The sequence below is a fragment of the Treponema parvum genome, assembly GCF_017893965.1.
Taxonomy (GTDB): Bacteria; Spirochaetota; Spirochaetia; order Treponematales; family Treponemataceae; genus Treponema_D; species Treponema_D parvum.
This window is the reverse complement of record NZ_CP054142.1, coordinates 1,266,596-1,287,136: the sequence shown is the minus strand read 5'-3', so window position 1 is coordinate 1,287,136 and position 20,541 is coordinate 1,266,596. Positions and strand designations below refer to the sequence as shown.

Annotated in this window: 17 protein-coding genes; 3 read left to right on the top strand and 14 right to left on the bottom strand. The window is 40.2% G+C overall.

Features of this window, described 5'->3' with window-relative positions:
• Positions 1-4 precede the first annotated feature (4 nt).
• Genes HRQ91_RS05675 through HRQ91_RS05660 form a run of 4 tightly spaced genes read right to left on the bottom strand, consistent with a single transcriptional unit; the run spans position 5 to position 6,335 of the window.
• Positions 5-1,486, bottom strand: a complete 1,482-nt coding sequence (locus HRQ91_RS05675; protein WP_210120652.1) for a sugar ABC transporter ATP-binding protein — start codon at positions 1,484-1,486, stop codon at positions 5-7.
• A gap of 2 nt (positions 1,487-1,488) precedes the next feature.
• Positions 1,489-2,976, bottom strand: a complete 1,488-nt coding sequence (locus HRQ91_RS05670) for a rhamnulokinase (protein ID WP_210120651.1) — start codon at positions 2,974-2,976, stop codon at positions 1,489-1,491.
• Positions 2,977-2,987: 11 nt separating this feature from the next.
• On the bottom strand, positions 2,988-3,908 hold the full coding sequence (locus tag HRQ91_RS05665) for a glycyl-radical enzyme activating protein (protein ID WP_210120650.1): 921 nt from the start codon (positions 3,906-3,908) through the stop codon (positions 2,988-2,990).
• Between the two features lie 9 nt (positions 3,909-3,917).
• Positions 3,918-6,335, bottom strand: coding sequence for a glycyl radical protein (locus tag HRQ91_RS05660; RefSeq protein WP_210120649.1), 2,418 nt, complete (start codon positions 6,333-6,335; stop codon positions 3,918-3,920).
• 354 nt (positions 6,336-6,689) lie between these two features.
• Between HRQ91_RS05660 and HRQ91_RS05655 the strand changes: the two genes are divergently transcribed.
• Positions 6,690-7,700 carry a LacI family DNA-binding transcriptional regulator gene (locus tag HRQ91_RS05655; RefSeq protein WP_210120648.1) on the top strand — a complete coding sequence of 337 codons (1,011 nt, stop codon included), beginning with the start codon at positions 6,690-6,692 and terminating at the stop codon, positions 7,698-7,700.
• A 78-nt stretch (positions 7,701-7,778) separates the two neighbouring features.
• Here HRQ91_RS05655 and HRQ91_RS05650 read toward each other — a convergent pair whose 3' ends face one another.
• The 8 genes from HRQ91_RS05650 to HRQ91_RS05615 all read right to left on the bottom strand — a co-directional run bounded on the left by HRQ91_RS05650 (position 7,779) and on the right by HRQ91_RS05615 (position 15,295).
• Positions 7,779-8,648 (bottom strand): pseudouridine synthase, encoded by an 870-nt coding sequence (locus HRQ91_RS05650; RefSeq protein WP_210120647.1) that lies wholly within the window; start codon positions 8,646-8,648, stop codon positions 7,779-7,781.
• Complete coding sequence (locus tag HRQ91_RS05645; protein ID WP_246473294.1) at positions 8,645-9,610, bottom strand: RluA family pseudouridine synthase; 966 nt, start codon at positions 9,608-9,610, stop codon at positions 8,645-8,647. Before HRQ91_RS05645 ends, HRQ91_RS05650 begins: the two co-directional genes overlap by 4 nt.
• Positions 9,582-10,085: a hypothetical protein gene (locus tag HRQ91_RS05640; RefSeq protein WP_210120646.1), complete on the bottom strand. Its 504-nt coding sequence runs from the start codon at positions 10,083-10,085 to the stop codon at positions 9,582-9,584. Before HRQ91_RS05640 ends, HRQ91_RS05645 begins: the two co-directional genes overlap by 29 nt.
• Positions 10,086-10,090: 5 nt before the next feature.
• Positions 10,091-10,804, bottom strand: a complete 714-nt coding sequence (locus HRQ91_RS05635; RefSeq protein ID WP_210120645.1) for a YggS family pyridoxal phosphate-dependent enzyme — start codon at positions 10,802-10,804, stop codon at positions 10,091-10,093.
• 73 nt (positions 10,805-10,877) lie between these two features.
• Positions 10,878-11,759: a 16S rRNA (adenine(1518)-N(6)/adenine(1519)-N(6))-dimethyltransferase RsmA gene (gene rsmA / locus HRQ91_RS05630; RefSeq protein WP_210120644.1), complete on the bottom strand. Its 882-nt coding sequence runs from the start codon at positions 11,757-11,759 to the stop codon at positions 10,878-10,880.
• A gap of 6 nt (positions 11,760-11,765) precedes the next feature.
• A complete protein-coding gene (locus HRQ91_RS05625; RefSeq protein WP_210120643.1) occupies positions 11,766-13,049 on the bottom strand; it encodes a ComEC/Rec2 family competence protein in 1,284 nt (427 codons plus the stop codon).
• Positions 13,043-14,209: a hypothetical protein gene (locus HRQ91_RS05620; RefSeq protein ID WP_210120642.1), complete on the bottom strand. Its 1,167-nt coding sequence runs from the start codon at positions 14,207-14,209 to the stop codon at positions 13,043-13,045. The genes HRQ91_RS05625 and HRQ91_RS05620 overlap by 7 nt, the downstream gene beginning before the upstream one ends.
• Positions 14,210-14,248: 39 nt before the next feature.
• Positions 14,249-15,295 (bottom strand): flagellar brake protein, encoded by a 1,047-nt coding sequence (locus tag HRQ91_RS05615; protein ID WP_210120641.1) that lies wholly within the window; start codon positions 15,293-15,295, stop codon positions 14,249-14,251.
• 31 nt (positions 15,296-15,326) lie between these two features.
• Here HRQ91_RS05615 and HRQ91_RS05610 point away from each other — a divergent pair, with 31 nt between their 5' ends.
• Entirely contained in the window at positions 15,327-16,049 is a 723-nt protein-coding gene (locus HRQ91_RS05610; RefSeq protein WP_210120640.1) for a CPBP family intramembrane glutamic endopeptidase, read from the top strand.
• Positions 16,050-16,223: 174 nt separating this feature from the next.
• Here the strand turns inward: HRQ91_RS05610 and HRQ91_RS05605 are convergent, their stop codons facing one another.
• Both HRQ91_RS05605 and HRQ91_RS05600 read right to left on the bottom strand, forming a co-directional pair.
• On the bottom strand, positions 16,224-18,065 hold the full coding sequence (locus HRQ91_RS05605; RefSeq protein ID WP_210120639.1) for an alpha/beta hydrolase: 1,842 nt from the start codon (positions 18,063-18,065) through the stop codon (positions 16,224-16,226).
• Positions 18,066-18,375: 310 nt separating this feature from the next.
• A complete protein-coding gene (locus tag HRQ91_RS05600; RefSeq protein WP_210120638.1) occupies positions 18,376-19,302 on the bottom strand; it encodes a ribonuclease Z in 927 nt (308 codons plus the stop codon).
• 178 nt (positions 19,303-19,480) lie between these two features.
• Between HRQ91_RS05600 and HRQ91_RS05595 the strand changes: the two genes are divergently transcribed.
• The gene (locus HRQ91_RS05595) at positions 19,481-20,476 is read left to right on the top strand and encodes a hypothetical protein (RefSeq protein WP_210120637.1); all 996 of its coding nucleotides are present in this window, start codon (positions 19,481-19,483) and stop codon (positions 20,474-20,476) included.
• Positions 20,477-20,541 lie beyond the last annotated feature (65 nt).

The window sequence follows — 20,541 nt, the reverse complement described above, 5'->3', positions numbered from 1 at the left end:
CTTCTTATAGCGCACACTTTATAATCTCTTCTTGAGTGAGAGTATCTTTATTAACTAATACTTGGGTAATACAACCTTCACGCATGACTACAATACGGTCACACATTTTTTTTATCTCGACGAGATCGGAAGAAATAAGAATAATCGACGCTCCTATATCAAGCAGGGAATACATTATGCGGTAAATTTCATCACGCGCGCCCACATCGATTCCTCTTGTAGGTTCATCAAATATGTAAACGTTTGCTTGAGAATATAACCATTTTGCTATAACGGCTTTTTGTTGATTACCGCCTGAAAGCGTGCATGTTTCTTGATAACAGGATGTGGATTTTATATTTAATTCTTTTATATAGTCCTTTGCATTGTGTACCATCAACTGTTTATTAATAAAAGGATTCGCTATCTGTCTTAGATTGGGCAAAGAGATATTATTAACCAAATCATGTATTAATATTAGTCCTTCGTCTTTTCTATCCTCACTAAGATAAACAAGCCCCTCTCTGATATTTATTCCAAGATTGTTACTCACCGGTTTTCCCTTAAATAAAACAGTACCGCTATCTTTTCTATAGGCGCCGATAAGGCTTTTAGCTACTTCCGTTCTCCCTGCTCCGACCAATCCTGAAAACCCAAGGATTTCGCCTTTATATAAATCAAAAGAAACGTTTTTTACCGTTTTCTTATAGTTTAAATTCTTTACCTGAAGTATGGGCGGTGATTTGTATTCAACCCTATTGTTCGGCTCATGAATAAAATCAACATCTCTACCCACCATCATTTTCGTAATATCTTGTTCAGTAGTATCTTTTAAGAAAACCGTTTTTATACTTTTACCGTCCCGCATAATAGTACATCGATCCCCTATTTCGTAAAATTCGGACATTCTATGCGAGATATATATAATACCTATATGTTTCTTTTTCAGTTCTCTAATAATAGAAAATAATAGCTGCGTTTCTTTATCCGATATGGAAGCCGTCGGTTCGTCCAACACAAGTATTTTTACATCATTAGAAAGCGCTTTTGCAATTTCAATTAATTGTTTTTGTGCAACACTTATATCATTGACTATGGTTCGTGGATCAAGATTGCATCCGACCTTTTCCAGATATTTTGCGGCCTGCGTTATTTCATCTTTTTTATTTATTCGCATTCCCTGTACAAGTTCTTTTCCCAAAAAAATATTCTCGTAAATCGGTAAAAAAGGAATCAAATTGAATTCCTGATAAATAACGCTTATTCCCATCTGTAAAGCTTCACGAGGGGTCATTTCATGTACTAATTTACCGTCCACTTTAATATTTCCGCTTTCGCAGCGACAAGCACCTGAAAGCACCCTCATCAATGTCGATTTTCCGGCTCCGTTTTCACCGGCAAGCACATGTACTTCACCGGCAAGGACATCAAGAGAAACATCATAAAGTACTTGTACGCCGAAGAAACTTTTATTTATATTTTTCATTTCAAGAATAAATTCGCTCATTTTCAGTTCATCCCCCCGCTTGCTAATTTTTGATAGACCGCCAAATCCGATTTATCGGGGTTCTGTGCCGTGTAGCGAATACTTTGCATATTTTTTGCAACGATATTCCTTAGATCTTTTCGACTCAGTTCCGGATAAAAGTATTTTATTTGTGTCAGCAAATTCCCCAGCGATGTGCTTTCTTTAGCTCCTGTCAATACTTCTTTGCCGGTATAATTTGCCGTTAATTGATCGATAGTTTTATTTCTACTTCCACCGCCGACAATATAAACGGAGTTAAAATTATTTTTACAAATCTTTTCGATTTCGGCGAGCGTAAGTGCATAGCTACAAGCAAGTGATTTTTCTACACAACGGAAAAGCATTGCCCAAGATTTATTTCCTGTAACTTGCCGTGTTTGCAACAAGTATTTCCAAATAGTTTCGCTCATCGAAGCGGGATTAAAAAATCTCACATCGTTTACTAAAATTATCGGGATCGTTCCTTTATACGCGGCCGTCAATAAATCAACTTCCTTCCATTCTATCTCACGGCCTAATTCCGTTTCGTATTCTTTTTTTAACCGCTGCAAAATAAACATTCCGGCGCTGTTTTTTAGAAGTGTAATGCTGTCAAAGGCACCCACCTCGTTTGTCAATCCCGCTGTTAAAACATCATCGGAAATAAGCGGCTCTGCAAGTTCCGTTCCAATAAGCGACCATGTCCCCGCACTGATAAACATAAAGGCATCGTTGCCGGTTGCCGGGACAGCCATTACAGCTGCCGCAGTATCATGCGAAGGTACACAGATTACAGGAATATCGTATTCAATACCGATTTCTTTTTTTATTTCGGATTTTAAATTTCCAAGAACAGTTCCGTGTGTTCCGATAGGGGCAAATAAATTATGCCGTATTGAAAACATATCACAAATTTTTTTACTTACTTTTTTTGTTTTTACATTCATAAGCTGAGTCGTGGAAAATTCGCTCGGCTCGTTAATCATACATCCGGTAAAAAAATAATTTAATATATCAGGGATCATCAACAATGTATTAGCCGAATCGGTTATAGTCGGCATTTTTTTATTTAATGCGTTCAATAAAAAAAGGGAATTTATCTTATCGCATAAAATACCGGTTTCGTAAAATATGCTTCGTTTATCATCCGCTGAAATCTCATTGAAAATTTCACTGCCGTATGGGTTACGATAAGAACAAGGGTTATTAAGCATAACGCCTTCTTTGCTAAAAAGAGCAAAATCAACTCCCCATGTACAGATCCCGATGGAATCTATTTTTTTTACCATTGCGGTAGTCTTTTTTAATCCGTCAATTAATCCTTTATAAATATATAAAATATCCCAATAGAAATATCCGTTTACTTCAATCATATAATTGGGAACTTGATCAACAACTTCCGTAACAAGTTTTTTTCCATCATATCTGCCTAAAATCGTACGAAATGAAGAATTCCCGCAATCGAATGCTACCATGTTTTTTTCAGTCATAACCGTTCCTTCTATTGTATTCTTATTTTTACGTCCAAAGTATCTGCAAGGGCATTCAAATGATCCATTTGCTCTTTTGAAAGCGATTTCATATTTTTCATTTTATAGTTTCTCCCCAATCCCAAATATTTGGGCAACCCTAGTCTGTGGTAAGGTAAGAACACTATCTCCGAAATATTCGGTAAGTTTTTTATATAATTTAAAAAACCGATAATATCTTCATCCGCAGAATTACAAGAAGGAATATACGGATACCTTACCGAAAGCTGTCCTTGAAAATTTTTACAAAGCCAATCTAAATTTTCAAAAATTCTATGATTATCACGACCTGTCAATTTTTTATGTTTTGCAGGGTCAACAGATTTAAAATCAAAATATATATAATCTACAACGTCCGCCACTTCCTGAATATTTTTTATCGGGACTTCTCCGCACGTTTCTATTAACGTCGTATAGCCCAGTTGTTTTGTTTTTATAGCAATATCTTTAATCAGATGCGAATACAAAAGAGGTTCTCCTCCGGAATAAGTAACGCCTCCTCCGGAGGATAAAAAATACTCCTCATCTAAGGAAAGCACTTTTAATAATTCTTCTTTAGTATAAGATTTACCTACAATACTGCGAGCATTAGCATAGCAATTTTCTATGCACAGCCCGCATAATGTACACTTTTTACTATCGGTTATATAGCCAAACCCCTTTTTTAATACAATTGCATGGGAAGGACAATTGATCATACACTTTCCACAAGATGTACAGAGATTTCTTTCTAACATTACTTGTGGAAAAAATTCTTGCGACTCAGGATTTGCGCACCATATACACCGCAACAAGCATCCTTTAAGGAAGACAACCGTTCTGATACCGGGACCGTCTTCAATTCCATAGCGTTCAATATTGAATACATTGAATTCTCGTACAGTCTCCCCCATCTTGTCACCCTAAAGGGCCAGTTCCGTCCTATTAATAATGTCCATCTGGCAGTCTTTGGATAACGATACGAACAATGCGCTATACCCCGAAACCCGAACCATCAAATCCTTATAAGCGTCAGGTGTTTTCATTGCCTTTTTTAACAGCGTATTATCTACTACATTAAATTGAATCTGCTCTCCATAATTTTTAAACAAAACCTTTATCGTCGCAATTAACTTTTTCTTGTTAGCTTCAGTTGACAAAACCGACTTCGCCAATCTGACATTAAATATTGCTCCTTTTTGGAACCAAATGCTGGGAAGCTTCATTACAGAATTACATGCAGCCGTGATACCGTTTTTTTCTGCGCCGTTAGCAGGCGATATACCGTTATTGACGGGATCCCCTGCTTTTCTGCCGTCAGGAGTCGCTCCGATAGATTTACCAAAAGCAATATTTCCGGAAACGGGACTTTGGCTATAGGAATAACAACAGGGTATGGGACCTTTACCGTGTTTAGAACTTTTACACTCATATCGATACGTTGAACCGATAAAGTCTTCTATTGCGACAACCCACTTGTCGGCTTTTTCATTATCATTTCCAAATTTCGGCGCTTTATTAAGGAGCATTGCTCTAATATCCGCACCCGTAGGCACAGTCGTATCATCTGCATAGTCCGTACGCAGCGCATGAATCAACTGCTCCATGGTGATCAACTTTTTCATAAAGACAATATCATTTACTGCCGCTAATGCATCGCCGGCGCTGATGGTCCCTGCCGTCGGCCCTCCGTCGACAGAATAAATCGACCCTCCTTCAACCAAATCCAAACCTCGTTCAATACAATCGTGTATCAAAGAGGAACGGAACGCATTTATATCTTTTTCTATATGAAGTTCATCATTGATTTTTTCAGTTTCAACCTGCAGATCTATAAAATACCGTAAAGCTTTTTTATACGTTATGAACAACTCTTCGGCGCTTGTATAGTCTTCTATCTTTTTTTCCATATCGAAAAAGTGATATCCGGTTCTAGGATCCGTACCGTTATTCAATACAATGTCCAGAACTTTTTCTACATTCAGCCAAGGTCCTTTTGCGGCAAAATCCCACTTGCCGGGAATAGAGGCTTCGATACAGCCTGTAGGTACCCAGTTATAACGATCCTCTTTAGCTATGCCAAGATTTTCCAACACACGCTCAAAACAATTATCGTTATAAAAAGCAGGTTGACCGCCCTGATGTTTTTCCATAGCATTTAACGCTTTTAACATAAAATCATCATTTGTTCCGTCAAACCATTTAACAGAAACCGAAGGAGTAAACAATTTCAAATCTTCACATGCTTCAACACATAATTCGGAAACCGTATTTACCGCATCAGCTCCTTCAGCGGTCGATCCGCCGACTGCAATATTGATAAACATTTGATAACCGAGAAAAAATTCCGAATCCGGCCAACTTCTCAGCTTATTCAGCTCATTACACTTTATAAAAAAGGCCTCTACCAATTCCAAAGCAAATTCGCGAGTGAGAAGACCGGAATCAATATCTTGTTTATATAAAGGATAGGTATATTGATCAAAACGACCTAAGGAAAAAGCGTGACCGTTTGACTCAAGATGAACGGCTACTAAAACTATAAATGTCGCTTGAATAGCTTCATAAAAATTACGTGCAGGATTTTCCGGAACATTCCTACAAACATCGGCAAGATTTTGTAATTCACGTTTCCGATCAGACGATATATCATCGAGTTTTGATTGCCGTTCGCATTCGTCGGCATATCTATGTGCAAAATTAATGACAGCTTTATTACCAATAAGGATTGATTGTAAAAAGGCTAGACGTTTTTCATCACGACATCCTTGAGAATTTAATCGCTCTATCTCAGCTTCCGTTCTTTTGATTACATCACGCAGCCCCAGTCTGATGATTTCACCGTAATCCGGAACTATATTGCCTAATCCGGCAGCAGAAACCCAAGTATCATCAATAACATTTGCGTCCCATGCCTGATTTATTCTATCCGGTAATTTTTTGCGCAATGTTTCGTAAAGAGATTTGCCCTCCCAATAACAAAGCGAATCAAGTATTTGTTTTTTTACTTCATCACTACAATAAAAACGGTCTCCCGGACGCTTATCCAAAGGAAACGGAACACCGTTTAATTCATTTTTCAACCATTCAGTAGAATATTCGGGAAAAATAGGAGAAGCTTTCGGGCGCTTAGCCATATTACCGACAATCAATTCTTCGGGATTGACATAAATACTTATTTTATTCAAAACTTCAAAAAAAGCCTTCGCTCGTCTTAAAGATATATGGTCTCCTTCCGTTTTTTTCATAACATCTGTAAAAATAACACATCGTTCTGAACAAATTTCCGGTTGAATATCAAATAATCGCTTTCGTAACTGTTCTATCCTTTTACTCTGCATAATTTTTTCTCCTTACAAATGTACCTTGTTACAATTATTCTAAGGCCGGAATTTAAATCTGTCAACAAAATTAAATAGAAATTTACACACTATCTGTATCTTACTGTAATACAATGAGATAACATGGGTAAATACTAATAATTTCACTCAATTGCACTTAAAAACACATGTATCAAGTTACAAATAATAATAAAAACTTGTATTCTTTAGAAAAAATATGTTATATAATATTAATATGATCGTTTAAATTGAACGTCTGAAATCGAACCGTCCGATTTAAACGATCCGCTTTTATATAACTTTAAAAAGTAAAGTTTAATTTTAAAATTTGTGTAAACAGGAATTAAAATTTTTATGGAGAAAAAATATTTCGGAATTCGTGATATTGCACGATTTGCAAATGTTTCAACGGCTACGGTATCAAGGGTCATAAATAACCCTGAGACAACATCAAAACAAATTAGAAAAAAAGTTGAAGAGGTTATAAAAGAATATAATTATATACCTAATCAAAATATAAAAAAAATCTTTTCAAAGAATTATAATCTTATTGCTATTTTCATTCACGATATACAAAACCCTTTTTATACATTACTAATTCGCTATATAAATCAGGTATGCATTGCGCATAAATATACGCTGTTGATTTGCGATACGGAAGATGATTCCAACAGAGAAGAAGATTATTTAAACTATTGCTTAGCAAGTAGATGTACGGGAATTATTCTTACAGAGGGCGTCAATTATTCTCTTTTTTCCGATAAATCGTTATCATTGCCGATTGTAACTCTTGACAGAAAAATTGACAAACTGTTTCCGTGCGTAACTTCCAATAATATTGAAGCCACAAAAAACGTTGTCGATTATTTATATAATCTTAATCATAAAAAGATAGCGTTTATCGGTTGTAAAGAAACATATATAAGTGTCCAAAAAAGAAAAGAAGGCTATATTGAAGGACTAAAAGAAAAAAAGCTTGCAATTACGCCAAGCTATATTTATGAGCGAAACCCAGGATTGAACCTGGAAAACGGAAAGGAAGCTTTACGATATTTCCTTACTTTGCCGGATCCTCCCAGTGCTATTATTTGCTCTAATGATCTCATAGCCCTCGGTGTAATCAACGAAGCTCATATGCTAAACCTCAGTATACCTGCCGATTTTTCAGTAGTCGGTTTTGATGACGTTATTGAGACTATTCATTATCCGAGAATTACAACGGTAAAACAGGATATTATAAAAATTGTCCAGACTTTATTTGAGCAAGTAACATCTCCCCTTCCTAATAATAATGAAATTATTATTGATACAAAGCTGATTCAAGGTTATACCACAACAAGAGCACGAAAAAGATATTCTTATTAAATTTTAAATAATGATTGGATAATAAAAAATTCAACAGCCAAACAAAATATCAATTTTTTCGACTGTTGAATTTTCGCTCTATTTGCGCAAAAAATCCGAAATATCGAAAACAATCATTTTTCCAGTTACAGGATGCGGAAATGAAATCTTATATGCTTCAAATTTAAACATTGTTTTGCTTTTTGTAAAATCGTACAAAGGATCACCGGCGACCGGAAATCCCACCCATGCCAAATGCGAGCGTACTTGATGACGGAACCCATTTGTTATCTCGGCTTCAACAAAACATAAGCGGCTTGTATTTTCACCTGTTGCAACCGTTCCTCTCATATCGTCCGCATCGAAAATGTCGGCCGAATCGCCTTCATAGAAAATTCCGGCCATGTCATTTTTTATGTCGATTTTTTTTAAATAGACCGTAGTGGAATAAATTTTCTTTCCGCTCTTTTTCAACGCGGCCGTTCCGCTCAAAGCCGTGACGGGTCGCACCTGCTTACGATCCGGTCCGAACGGACGGAAACTGCTGGTTATTTCCAATCTGTGTTTTTCGATCAATAATTTGTGCATTATTTCACCGGAAGGAGGGAAATTTCCAAGCAGATTCGGATTTTCCAGGATGTTTTTACACACTGCGCGATAATACTTTACAAAACGCCCCGACGCCTGAGATGTTTGCAGAGCTTCGTATGCGCTCTGTGTGGCTGCAATTAAAATAAGCCCCGACGTTTCGGTATCGAGGCGGTGTAAAAGTCCTCTTTCACAGCTTTTTTTGCCGTTTACTTTAAGAATTTCAGGGAATCGTTTTGCGGCTTCAAAAAACGCATTGTCCGCACTTCCTTCTTTAAGAGGCGCGGACGCAAGTCCCGAAGGTTTGTATAAGACCAAAAACGGATCGGAGTCGCTCGGTTCGTTTAAAAATTCTATTTGAGTGAAGCGTTTGAAATTCATGTCGTCACGATCTCTTTAGCATATTTACAATGCAGAACCTTTAAAATCCGCTTAAAACGATCAGGGATTTTTGCATAAAATTCGGAATATTTTTTTTCGCCCGGCAAAAGAAGTCTCAAAAATCTTGAATGCAGCATAAGAGAGGCGGACGGAAAAAGATCTTCTTTTTTTGAATTGTATATGGGATCTCCGAGAATTGGACATCCTATGTATTTTGAATGAACTCTTATCTGATGAGTTCTTCCGGTCTTTAACCTGAAGCGCATTAAAGAATATTCGCCGTAGCAGGCTATGCAAAAATAAATCGTTTTTGCATACTTACCCTCATTTGTGCCGATTACGGCTTTAAAACGCTTTCTGTCGCCCGGATCACGGATTATCCGAGTGCTGATGCACCCTCCTCTGCGCGGCGGCCGGCCTTTAACCAAGGCTATGTATTCCTTTAATACAAGATGCTTTTGAAACTGCTTTTGAATAAAATCTTCCGCAGCCCTGGTTTTTGCGGTTATGATTACGCCGGAAGTGTCTTTATCGAGACGATGAATTATTCCCGTTCTCCGTGAATAAGCATCGTTTAAAACATTATCTTTATTCCAATGATAAAGGAGAGCGTTTACAAGCGTTCCCGACCAGTTGCCAGCCGCCGGGTGCGTTACAAGACCTTGAGATTTGTTTATGACTGTAACTTGGTCATTTTCAAAGATAATATCCAGGGGAATATTTTCAGGAGCGATATTTTCAGGTACGGGATCTTGCCATTTTATGCTTATGACGTCTCCCGCTCTTACCGACGAAGAGAGCTTTGCCTGTTTTCCGTTAACCGATATTTCCAAAATACCGTTTTTTAACTTTGAACGGTTCATGTCCGGTATGTTGTCGGCAGCGTATTGGTCAAGTCTTTGTCCGCCGCCGAATTCTTTCGGTACGGTTAAATTAAAAAACGACACTTTCCATTCCGCCATACAGATATGCGTTTTGCATATCCGTGTCTGTCTTATCATGCTCAGGCTCGCCGTCAAAGCTTATGCTTATCGGATTTGACGCCGCAACAGTTTTTTGACCTTTTTTTTTGGAATTATTTAACGCCATGTTATAAAAAAGATCCGTCAAGCCTATGCTAAGGCTTATGACGCCCGAAGCGGCTATGATCAGTTTTTGCTCATCAGTATCAAGATTTGCAGCTTTCGAAGTTTTCGCAAAAGGATTCGGGGCGTATTCCGAAGAAAAACCGTGATCGTAATATCTGAAAAGCGAATAGCCGAGCGTCGTCGCCAGAGTTACGAAAGGAAACGAACCCAATGTGATGATCTCCGTTCTTCGAAGATTTACGCTCCACGGAGGAAATTCGTCCTTACCGTAGGGCACGGCCTCGGAAGATTCGGAATACAAAGCGAAGGTTAAAAATAAAACAAACGCAAAGCCTACGGCCTTTTTCATTTTGCCTAATACTCCCTTTCGCCGAAGATCGCAGTGCCTAATCTCACGAGAGTGGAACCTTCTTCAATCGCAATTTGAAAATCATTCGACATTCCCATAGAAAGTTCTTTAAGAGGAAAATCAGGATAATGTCTTTGCATTTTTTCAGCCGCATTTCGAAGATCGCAAAAAGACTTGCGGATTAGAGATTCGTCTTTCGTAAAGGGCGCCATAGTCATAAAACCTTTAGGGCAAACATGAGGCGCATTCCCTTCCGCACAGTACAAAAGGACTTTTTCAAGTTCGTCCGTCGTTCTAAAACCCGATTTTGATTCTTCTCCAGTGTGAACTTCAAACAAAACATCTATCTTTTTTTCAACTTTTGAACACTGCTTTTCTATTTCAGCGATCAATTCAATTCTGTCGACCGATTCGATGCATGAAGCTATTGCAATTGAATTTTTTACCTTATTACGCTGAAGTGCGCCTATGATATGCAATTCTATTTTTTTTTCCGTATGAACCAGTTTTTCAAATTTTTGCACGGCTTCTTGAACGCGGTTTTCACCGAACAAAAACTGTCCGGAATTTACGGCTGCAAGCACGGCGTCAAGAGGATGAAATTTGCTTACGGCTTGTAGCTTCACACAGCCTGAAGGTCTTCCGGATCGTCTTTCGGCGTCTGAAATCTTTTCACGAAGAAACTTGAGATTTTCTGTAATTCTGTTTTCCAAATCCATAAAAGTAAACCGACCGTAATAAAATCATATTTTGCTGCACGTTTAAAAGGCCCGCTTAACAGGCGTAGCTTCTTTAGCGCGTCGCCTTCTGCCTTTCACTCCAAATCGCATCGGACAAGGCCAGTAATTTTTCTACGCCGAGCCTTTCCGCACGGATATTGTCGTCAATTCCTACGCTCGAAAGCACGCGGGAAGCGTCCTTTGCGTCCGAAAAAAAACCGCTTAAATTGTTTTTTACCGTCTTTCTTCTTAAAGAAAACAACGCACGCTGCAACTTTACAAAAAATTCAGGCGCCTCGCACCTAGGAAATTCGGCTTTAGGCGTCATAATAACCGCCATAGAATCAACGTTCGGGCGCGGCCAAAAATTTCCTCCGGCAAGAGTTATCACCGGCTTAACGTCATACGCCCATTGGCACAATACGGAAAGCGACGAATAATCTTTTTCGCCCGGAAAAGCAAGAATTCTTTTTGCGACCTCTTTTTGTACGGTTACAAGCATTTTGTCAAAACGCACGCCTTCTTCGATAGTATCTCCTATAAGCGTTGCGGCAATATTATACGGCAAATTTCCGAAAAAACAATCGGGCTTTCCACTGTTTTTTAATTCCGCCTTCCATGTTTTTAAAACATCCCCTCTGACTAAAGAAAAAGTTCCTTTGCGCTCATAGTCAAAAAATAATTGTTCCAAGACCGACGAAAACCCTCTGTCGATTTCAAAAACCGTTAAATTTGCACCTCTAAGTAAAATTTCCTCCGTCATGGCGCCAAGTCCAGGGCCTATTTCCCAAACCCGAGTACCCTTTTCCATTTCTAAGGCATCGACAAGCGTTTTTCTTGCGTTGGCGTTCACCAAAAAATTCTGTCCGAATTTTTTCCGCATCGCCATGTCGTTTTTTTCTAAAAATTCTTTTAAAGCGGAAGGCGAATTATAATCAAGACGTAATACATTCATTTTAATTTACACATAAAAAGCGGGCATTTTTGAAAAAAAGATTACGGGAATCTTTACCGCATAATACAACAATTGCATAATAACACCAAAAGCGGACGAAAGAAAAGGCAAAAAGAACGATAAAACTATGAACAATAGTCCGAAGTACATAAAAGCCGTAACCGCAGGCGAAACGATGATCGTCGCGACGGTGCAAACCGGCATAAAGGATTTAAACACGAAAAGCGAATAAGGAGCCGTAAAAATTTGGGCGCCCAGCGACGATGAAAAATTGGATGAAATAAGCTCGGGAACATTATGCATGATCGCCGGTTTTATTACCTCGCCGAAAGTCAGTATACCTGCGAGCGCTCCGTATGAAAGTATAAACGCCTGAAAAAAAACATGTTCGGGAAATATGAATACGTGCAGCAAAAACGCCCAAGAAAGTATGTGAAGCGGCCGCGGCCTTGATCCTGCAAGCGATGAAAAAAGCATTAAAGAACTGCATAAAAGCGCCCTAAAAAGAGACGGTGAAATTCCTGCAAACCACACGAAAAAAAGAATAAATGAGCTTTGCAATAAAAACTCGATTTTTTTATTCTTTGCCTTTTTGCCCAAAAAGACGGCTATGCCGGAAAATAAAGACAAATGCATCCCCGACAGGGCCATTATATGCGACAAGCCCGCCGCTTTAAAAGCTTTTGAAAGGTTGTCATCTACATATTCTCTGGAGCCGGACAGGAGCGCAAGCAAAAGCCCTCCCGCTTCGCCCCATGCAAACATGAGTCTTTTAAATTGCAATCTGCACATAGCTCGAAAATACAAAAGCCGCCCGTAAACTCCGGCTGAAAAAGGTTTTGTAACAATATTTTGAACGTAAAAAACATCGGAAGAAAAATATCCTGATAGAATAAGGTTTGTGCCGTCTTCAACAGGAATTCCGACATCATTGCCGTTTGCAGTATCGCTTTCGGTATACAGTTTACCGGGATACCATTTTTCAACAAATTTTTCAGGAATATACGCTTCGACTCTTCCTTTGCCGCTGCAGCGCACCCCGTCTTTGTTTTCGACCGAAAAAACATCCAAAGTTACTTTATAAAATTGCCTTTGCTTAAAAGGATTTCCTTTTACTTTTCCGTAAAGCACACAGATCGAATCTTTTTTTATTCCCGACGTAAAAAAAATTCTTTTCGCAGAAAAAACGCCGGAATTGGAATAAATTACTAGGGAACACAAGAGCGCCGATAAGACGATCGGGTTAAGCAAAAATCGTAATTCGGATTTTTCAGTAAAATCGTTTACCATTTAAGTTTTGTAAGGGCGCTCCTAGCTTCCGCTATGACACTTTCAGGGTAATCAAGATAAGTTACGAATAAAAGCTGATCGAACGCCGTCTTGCTTCCGAGTTTGCCCAACGTCCTTACTACGGCAAGCATAAGATCCTCGGACGGTACGCTGCCTTCTTCGGTTTTCTTATTCAATTCACCCAAATATTCGGTTAAGGCCTTTGACGATTCCGCCGTAGAAATGTTTGAAAATCCGTTTATGATCTTTATAAACTGGGCTTCGCTGATTTTGGACGCTTCATAATTCTTTTTTGACTGCAAAAAAAACTTCACTATGAGAGACGAAGCTCTAGTCCAATTGTTTTCGACCATAAAACTAAACGCTTCCATTTCCAAATCAAGCAGGGCTTTATCGTCTCGGCCTTTCAATATATCTAATGTTTCAAGTAGGATATTTTCTGCAATTTCAGATTTAAATGACGAAGATATTTTAGGACTGTTTTTTATAAGGTTAAACAGGCCGGACATCTGATCGACGTCCGCATTATTTATTATCTGAAGTATTTCGGTAAGCGATCTGTCAGCAGAGTTTTCTATGGAAGTTTTTATATCAACCGCTAACTGTGAAAAAACGGGAGACTGCAGGCACTTATATAAAACGTTAAACGACGAACCGCCGCCTATTTTCCCTAAAGATATTATTGCAGCCTTTTGTACGTCGGAAACTTTCTTTTCTTTTAGACTGCCGGCAAGGAATTCGGAAATGAACCGTACGGAATCTTCAGACGGCACAATTTCATAAAACTGAACGATCTTTTCAATGACGGAAATTCTTATGGTGGTATCGTCAAAAAGTGAAAACAGTTTGTAAAGCTTTGAAAGTGTCGAAGACTGCGTTTGCGCTTCGTTGGCGGGCAATGCAAGAATACCCGTAACTGCAAGAGCGTTAAATTCCCTGTCTTTTGTGCCTATTTCGGACACATTTTCCAGCACAAAATCTACGGTTTTTAGAGAAATATATGCAGCCTCTTTTCCGGAAGATTTTTTTACGGCTGAAATTTTATCTTCAATATTTCCCTTAATAAAATTCTTTATATTGCCAGTTTCCTGTGCAAAAAACGGCACAGCCGACACAAACATCATGATAAAAAATATGTTTTTAATTTTTTCACTTTTCATATAAATTCCTGTAATTCTCTGCTTCGTTTTCAACTAAATTTAACCATCGCTTTCATCAGTTCCCGTCTGCGAAAGAGCTTCCATAACATATTGTTGTTCCTGCGGCATAGTATTATACACGAAAGCCATGATTTTGTTACGCATTTTAGGCGAAATACTTATGCATTCAAAGTGTAGATGCGACTGATTTAAAGCCTCGTTAAATTCGGCAAAACGGATCACGCCGGACATGACTATTTCCTCGGAGTTAATAAAAAACACAAGCCTCATCTTTACGTTCGAAAGTCCTTTTCCGCCTATTCTTATCAAAGCTCCCGCAGTAGAAATGTCTTCCACCATACAGCGGTAACCTTTTTCTTTAATTTCAGACTGACGAGAATCTTTTTTAGGAAGCAAAAAAAGGGTGGCCGGAATGTCGCACGCGGCTCTCAAAGTTTTTCGCTTTTGTATTCTAAAAAGATTATTGCTGTGAGGAATGTATAATACAGGCTCATCCCTAAAAGTTCCCGAAGCCAAAACTTTAGTATCGAACACATAGTTGGCGTCGTTTTTCCGCCACAGATATACTGTAATATCTTTTTTTATCCAGAGAACCCTATTTACATTGCCCAGATCCTTATTCTGGCGCACAGGCATCTCTATTGTAAGTTCGTGCAGATTATTGACGATCCTTGAAACAAATACGCCTTTATGAGGCAGAATGATGACAATTTTCTGCCCTATGCTGAGTTCTCTGGTAGAATAAATGCCCTTCTTTTTACCGGACGAATCAATATCCTTGCTTATCTGAAGCTCATACAGTTTTGCAAGAAGATCCTGCATAGAAGCGGAATTTTCCGTTCCGTCAGCCGCAGCCTTATCGGTAAGGTGTAAAACACATCTTGCGATCGCTTCCGCAGATTCAAACAGGGATTCTGGTTTCCCAATTTTGATGTCTAAAGAATACCGCCATAGGATCAGCAGCTGCGACAGCGAAAATCCTCTGTCAAAACCGGCTGCAAAAAATTTCAGTTTCTTTCCCGAAAGGAAATACAAAAAAGAAAGGGATGCGGCGGCAGAAATTAAAACGACGGCGGTAATATACAAAACGACTCCGAATTTATATTATCTTATCATAATGTATATTAAAAAACACTACCTTGCCATTGAATTCGCCTTTATAGCCGCCCTTTGTCTTTTACCCCCGCTTTTTAAAGGCCCGGAACAATACGCTTTTCCGGGCATATTGTCATATCTGTGTTCTTTTTGCATTTCAATATTTTTATATTTTCAATGCAGTCTTTACGGGAAATATAAAAAGGCGAAATCGGATAAAAAAAAGACAGTTTTAAACGCGTCGGAAATTTTAAAATTTGCTCTTAATTCCTCTTATTTTTTTTTAACGTTCGGAACGCTGATTGTCACGGCGGTATGCATAAATATTTTTACCGTCTGCTTATCAAACAGGGCGTTTTCTGCAGATCTTGTGCCCGGAGAAAACGCGGCAAATGCGGCCTCCATGATACCGGCGTTTTTTGTAAGCGCGTTTTATGAAGAAGTCATGTACAGGATGGTTTTGCCCGGATTTTTGTATTATTTTTTTATGAAAAATCCGCGCTCCGCGTGCCGCAGTAAGCGCGATATCATCTGTTTTTATGCAACGGAACTTGTTTCAGTACTTGTATTCGCGTTTTCACACAGGTACGCCGGATGGGCTTCGGTTCTCAATTCCTTTATAGCGGGAATAGCGCTCAGGAAGTGCTATTTGAAAAGCAAAAATATTTTTACGGGTTTTGCAGCGCATTTTTTATATAATGTTTTTATGCTTTGCCTCTTGTCGATAGCACATGGGCGAAGTTAAGCTGAAGCCGGCGCCCAGAACTTCCGGCAACAACCGCTACGAAAGGCGGATCCCGGCGCTACCTACCGTCCCGAGCAACGGTTTCACTTCACCGGAACCACGCAAGCACACGCATCGGTCGTTCACCCGCCTTATCTTCTCAATCTTTCACCGCAAGGCCATCAGGATGTTTAATCAGTAGCTTGCCGCCACATATGCGCCGCCGCCGAGCATGGTCGTGGTGTTGGCGACGGACATCATCGTAATGATTATTGCAATTACAATAGCTGCCAGGTAAGGATTCTTTGTTTTTTTATACACCGCTCTGGAAATAAACGGCGTTATGAAAAGGAAAAATATCGGACCGTAAAGCCATATTCCGCTTATCATTTCTCCTTCGTTTGCATACCACTTGGGCAGCCCTGTGACAAAATAGGTCAGATACTGGATAAGCACATATGCTATCGCGCCGCCCGCGTTGAAAAGGCCGAAAATCGCAGTGTTGAACCTGCCTCCAACCTGATTGAAGTTAAAGCAGTTGCAGGAAATCGAGTTGACGACATAGAAAAACAGGAAGAAAGGCAGGAATCGCAGTCCTATATTCACCTTGTCTGCGTCAAAAGCTTTAAGCGTCAGCACCCAGAACCTGAAATCCGTCTTGCAGAAGTAGTCGGCGGCAAAGAGAATAAGAAAAGCAAGCGTTACCGTGAGGAGCGAAAGCTGAACAGTCTTCCGGATCTTTGTCCATGGCATCTTTATGCCCTCATCTTTTACAGAAAAGCCGGATTTCTTTCCTACGGAGAAGTACCATACCGTGAGCATCACGATGCAGAATAGTCCGCTCAGCGCCGACCAAATGCCGATTGTAAGGGGACCTGTTTGATTGAAGAATGAAGTTGTTTTTGAATAAATGTGATCTATGCTCCATTTATAGCTCAAGCCGGAGAACAGAGCACCTATGCACAGAGGTATCCAATACCAGATAAGCGCCTTTTTTTCTATTGTTTTAGGCTTCACTTCTTCATCTGCCTTCAATACGGCAAAATATTTTGTTTCTACCATAAGATTGATAAACGCTACAATGAACAAGCCTATTCCTATGAGCCCTAAAAGGTTAAATGCCGCCTTTGTCTGCCACACCTGATTATTTTCAGGAATGGGATTAGGCGCGGGAAATACCTTTTCAAAGAATTTGATCGCAAAAGCTACCGCGGTCGTTGAAAAATGGACGCGAGGATGCGTCGTATTATTCTGATATATCGAGCGGTAGTTTGTCTCCCCGTTCGTTGTAAGCTCATACATTTTTCCGCTTTCCACCTCTGCCGTATTTAGCGGGCCATGGCCGAAGTTGACGAAGTTTTTTGCTCCTCCTGTTTTCAAGAATTCCGCCGGATAGATCTCGTTCCCTTTATCGTCGGCATAGTAATAGAATTCGTCATATTTAGACTGGATGATGCCTACGGAACGCTTATCTCCGTATTCGCTTATACAGTCGTGTCCGGCGTCGTCTACCCACAGGGAAGCCTGCAAAAGCGCGGCTTTTACCAACGGATTCTCTTTCTCGTTATCCACCTGGATTTCCATGTTGATACCGGCGGACGCTCCGGAAGAATGACCGGTCATACCTATCCTTGAACGGTCGACATACGGCAAGGTCGCGGCAAGTTCAACGGCGGCATCCGTGCCGACGCCCGCGGTAAACAAGCCGTTATTCGTCGTCGCCTCCGAATCGCCGTGGCCGTGCATATCGGCTGCGATAACTACATATCCTCGGCGGGCAAATTCTACGGAATAGAGGTCCTGCATTTCCTTATTGTTATACCAGCCTTCTATTGTGATTATACACGGTGCGGGATTTTTGGGCGTAGCCGTGTTCGGTTTGTAAAGCTGTACGCTCACTTCATATCCCGCAGTGTCTGCCAGCCTTAATTCCGATACTTTAACCTTGCCCATCGATGTCTGTATGGCAGACGTTACAATAACGCTTATAAAGCACATCGCCAACGCGATAACCAGCCATATTTTTGCTTTTTTCATAGTTTTTTACCTCTCCATTTGATTTTTCATTTAGCGGCGGCAACAAACCTTTCGAGCTGCTTTAAGCCATTTTGAAAAATTCGCCTTTATGTGACTTTATCAATAATTGTACCACGCTATTGAGGCTCTTTCAAACTGTTTTTAGGCTGCTTCTTTGTCTCGCGACTGTATAAAATTTCATACATTTTAAGACAATTTATAACATACCGTATAAAATATTATACTACCTAAGATTTTTTTTCTGGCTGATGTTTTCAGTTTTTTCGTCTACGAATGTGCCGGCCTATGCTAAAATATCGCGGTCGCTGTTTCAATCGACGTAAGGAATCTCAAACCTCATGCGGTCTTTTGTAAGTTCCGCTCCGGGGAAAATCTGTCTGGCTTCGGTCAAAAGACTGTCAAGGTCTTTGTCAGTATATCTGGGACTGTAGTGAATCATCGCCATGCGCCTTACCTTAGCGTCGCGCGCAACCGTAGCGGCCTGTTTCGCCGTCATGTGTTTTTTTTCACGCGCCTGATCCGAAACGTCTTCCATAAACATACCTTCGCAGATCAAAAGGTCGGAACCCGTCACTTCTTTAGCTATAGAGGGTATGTACAGCGTATCCGTAACATAGCTGAATTTTCTTCCGCTGCGTTTGGCTCCCATCACCTGTTCGGGAAGTACCGTAGAACCGTCTTCCGCAGTAACCGCTTGGCCCGCTTGCAGCTTTGACCATAAGGGGCCGCGGGCAACTTTTAATTCTTTTGCCATTTCAGGGTTAAATTCCCCGGGACGATCAAGTTCTTCAAGGGTGTAGCCTACGCAAGTTTTTGTGTGCTGAAGAGGGAAAGCTCTTATATAAAACCCGTCGCCTTCATGAACGACGCACGGAGCTGAAATTTCTTTTACTATGATCGTGTAATTTATGTACATGTCCAAAACTTTTCGGCTCGTTTCGATGTATTCTGCAATTTTTGGCGGGCCGTAAATATACAAGGGTTCTTTGCGGTCTACCTGAGACGAAAGCATCAGAATTCCCGGAAGTCCCGTAACGTGATCGGCATGCGTATGAGATACGAATATGGCGCTTATCTTTTTCCATTTAAGATTAAGACGCCGTAAAGAAACCTGAGTTCCTTCTCCGCCGTCAAATAAAAAAAGATCGCCTTCCCGTCTGAGCAAAACGGACGTCAAATGCCGGTAAGGAAGCGGCATCATTCCTCCGCAGCCTAAAACAAACGCTTCCATGTTCATACTTCTACTTTACATGAAATAAAATGTTTTTACAATTATCGGCTCGGCGCATGACCGCGCGCAAACGTGTCTCTGCCGGCGGCATAAAAAAACTTGCATATTTCAAATAGTGAATTATACTGAAACCGGGTTTTTACAGATCGATTTGTAAAAACATTTGCAATACTTAGGAGGAAAAATGACAAAAATCACTAAAAAAACGCTTGCGACTTTAACAGCCGCTTGTTTGTTTACCGCCGGTATAGCAGCTCAGCACATCGGCACGGAATACAGGTTAAAGAAAGTGGTGGAAGTTCCGGGACGACAAGGAATCGCGGCGGATAAAGATTTCTTTTACGTATCCGACACGCGAGGTCTTTACAAATTCGACCATAATTGGAAGCTTGTAAAAAAACGCGTTCAAACTAAAACAGACGGTCTATTCCCCAATCCCGAACAGGCAAATCACTTCGGCGACATAGATGTTTTTGACGGAAAAATCTACACGGGAAATGAAAAATTCGAATACGGCCGCGGATACAACATTGCAGTTTCAATATACAGCGCAGACACGCTAGAATGGATCGAAGACATACCGTGGAGTTCCGAGTCGGGACAGGTTGAAGTTTCGGGAGTCGCCGTCGATCGTGAAAAAAACCTCGTATGGCTTTCGGACTGGGTAGACAGCCGCTATGTATACGCGTACAGTCTTGAAACAAAAAAATATTACACAAAAATGCAGTGCCGGCCCGAACCGTACTGGTGTCAAGGAATCTACATTGCAGACGGAACGATGCTGTTTTCCGCCGACGACGGAGAATCCACATATCACATTGCAGACTGCATCTATAAGGCTGACGTTTCGGAAGTTCCGTACACAGGACTCGTTTGGGGAACGGAAGTCGTAAAGGAAAATCCGTGGAGTGTAAAACTTGAAAACGGCAAGTGTGTAACGCGTAGCGGATATATAGCCGGCGGCGCATTTGCAAAACCCTTAACCCTATTCAGGGAAATGAAAGATTTCCGTCGCGCCGGCGAAATCGAGGGCTTGACGATAGATCCTGTAACGGACGATCTGCTCGTTCTGAACAACCGAGGCACACAGATAATACTCGGCATGAGCCAAGGGCCGTTTAAAAACGAAGGATACACAAAAGAAATTCACGAAGTCTATATCTATGAAAAGATAAAATAAGGCTTTACCCATTCAGGCATCACATGGGGCTGCAAAAGTTTATTACTTTTGGGCAGCCCCTTTTG

Coding starts and splice junctions, on each gene's coding strand:
- HRQ91_RS05595 (WP_210120637.1), top strand. CDS start 19,481: ATGACAAAAATCACTAAAAAAACGCTTGCGACTTTAACAGCCGCTTGT.
- HRQ91_RS05655 (WP_210120648.1), top strand. CDS start 6,690: ATGGAGAAAAAATATTTCGGAATTCGTGATATTGCACGATTTGCAAAT.
- HRQ91_RS05610 (WP_210120640.1), top strand. CDS start 15,327: ATGTATATTAAAAAACACTACCTTGCCATTGAATTCGCCTTTATAGCC.
- HRQ91_RS05600 (WP_210120638.1), bottom strand. CDS start 19,302: ATGAACATGGAAGCGTTTGTTTTAGGCTGCGGAGGAATGATGCCGCTT.
- HRQ91_RS05675 (WP_210120652.1), bottom strand. CDS start 1,486: ATGAGCGAATTTATTCTTGAAATGAAAAATATAAATAAAAGTTTCTTC.
- HRQ91_RS05650 (WP_210120647.1), bottom strand. CDS start 8,648: ATGAATTTCAAACGCTTCACTCAAATAGAATTTTTAAACGAACCGAGC.
- HRQ91_RS05660 (WP_210120649.1), bottom strand. CDS start 6,335: ATGCAGAGTAAAAGGATAGAACAGTTACGAAAGCGATTATTTGATATT.
- HRQ91_RS05620 (WP_210120642.1), bottom strand. CDS start 14,209: ATGAAAAGTGAAAAAATTAAAAACATATTTTTTATCATGATGTTTGTG.
- HRQ91_RS05640 (WP_210120646.1), bottom strand. CDS start 10,085: ATGAAAAAGGCCGTAGGCTTTGCGTTTGTTTTATTTTTAACCTTCGCT.
- rsmA (WP_210120644.1), bottom strand. CDS start 11,759: ATGAATGTATTACGTCTTGATTATAATTCGCCTTCCGCTTTAAAAGAA.
- HRQ91_RS05605 (WP_210120639.1), bottom strand. CDS start 18,065: ATGAAAAAAGCAAAAATATGGCTGGTTATCGCGTTGGCGATGTGCTTT.
- HRQ91_RS05645 (WP_246473294.1), bottom strand. CDS start 9,610: ATGGCGGAATGGAAAGTGTCGTTTTTTAATTTAACCGTACCGAAAGAA.
- HRQ91_RS05665 (WP_210120650.1), bottom strand. CDS start 3,908: ATGGGGGAGACTGTACGAGAATTCAATGTATTCAATATTGAACGCTAT.
- HRQ91_RS05625 (WP_210120643.1), bottom strand. CDS start 13,049: ATGGTAAACGATTTTACTGAAAAATCCGAATTACGATTTTTGCTTAAC.
- HRQ91_RS05635 (WP_210120645.1), bottom strand. CDS start 10,804: ATGGATTTGGAAAACAGAATTACAGAAAATCTCAAGTTTCTTCGTGAA.
- HRQ91_RS05670 (WP_210120651.1), bottom strand. CDS start 2,976: ATGACTGAAAAAAACATGGTAGCATTCGATTGCGGGAATTCTTCATTT.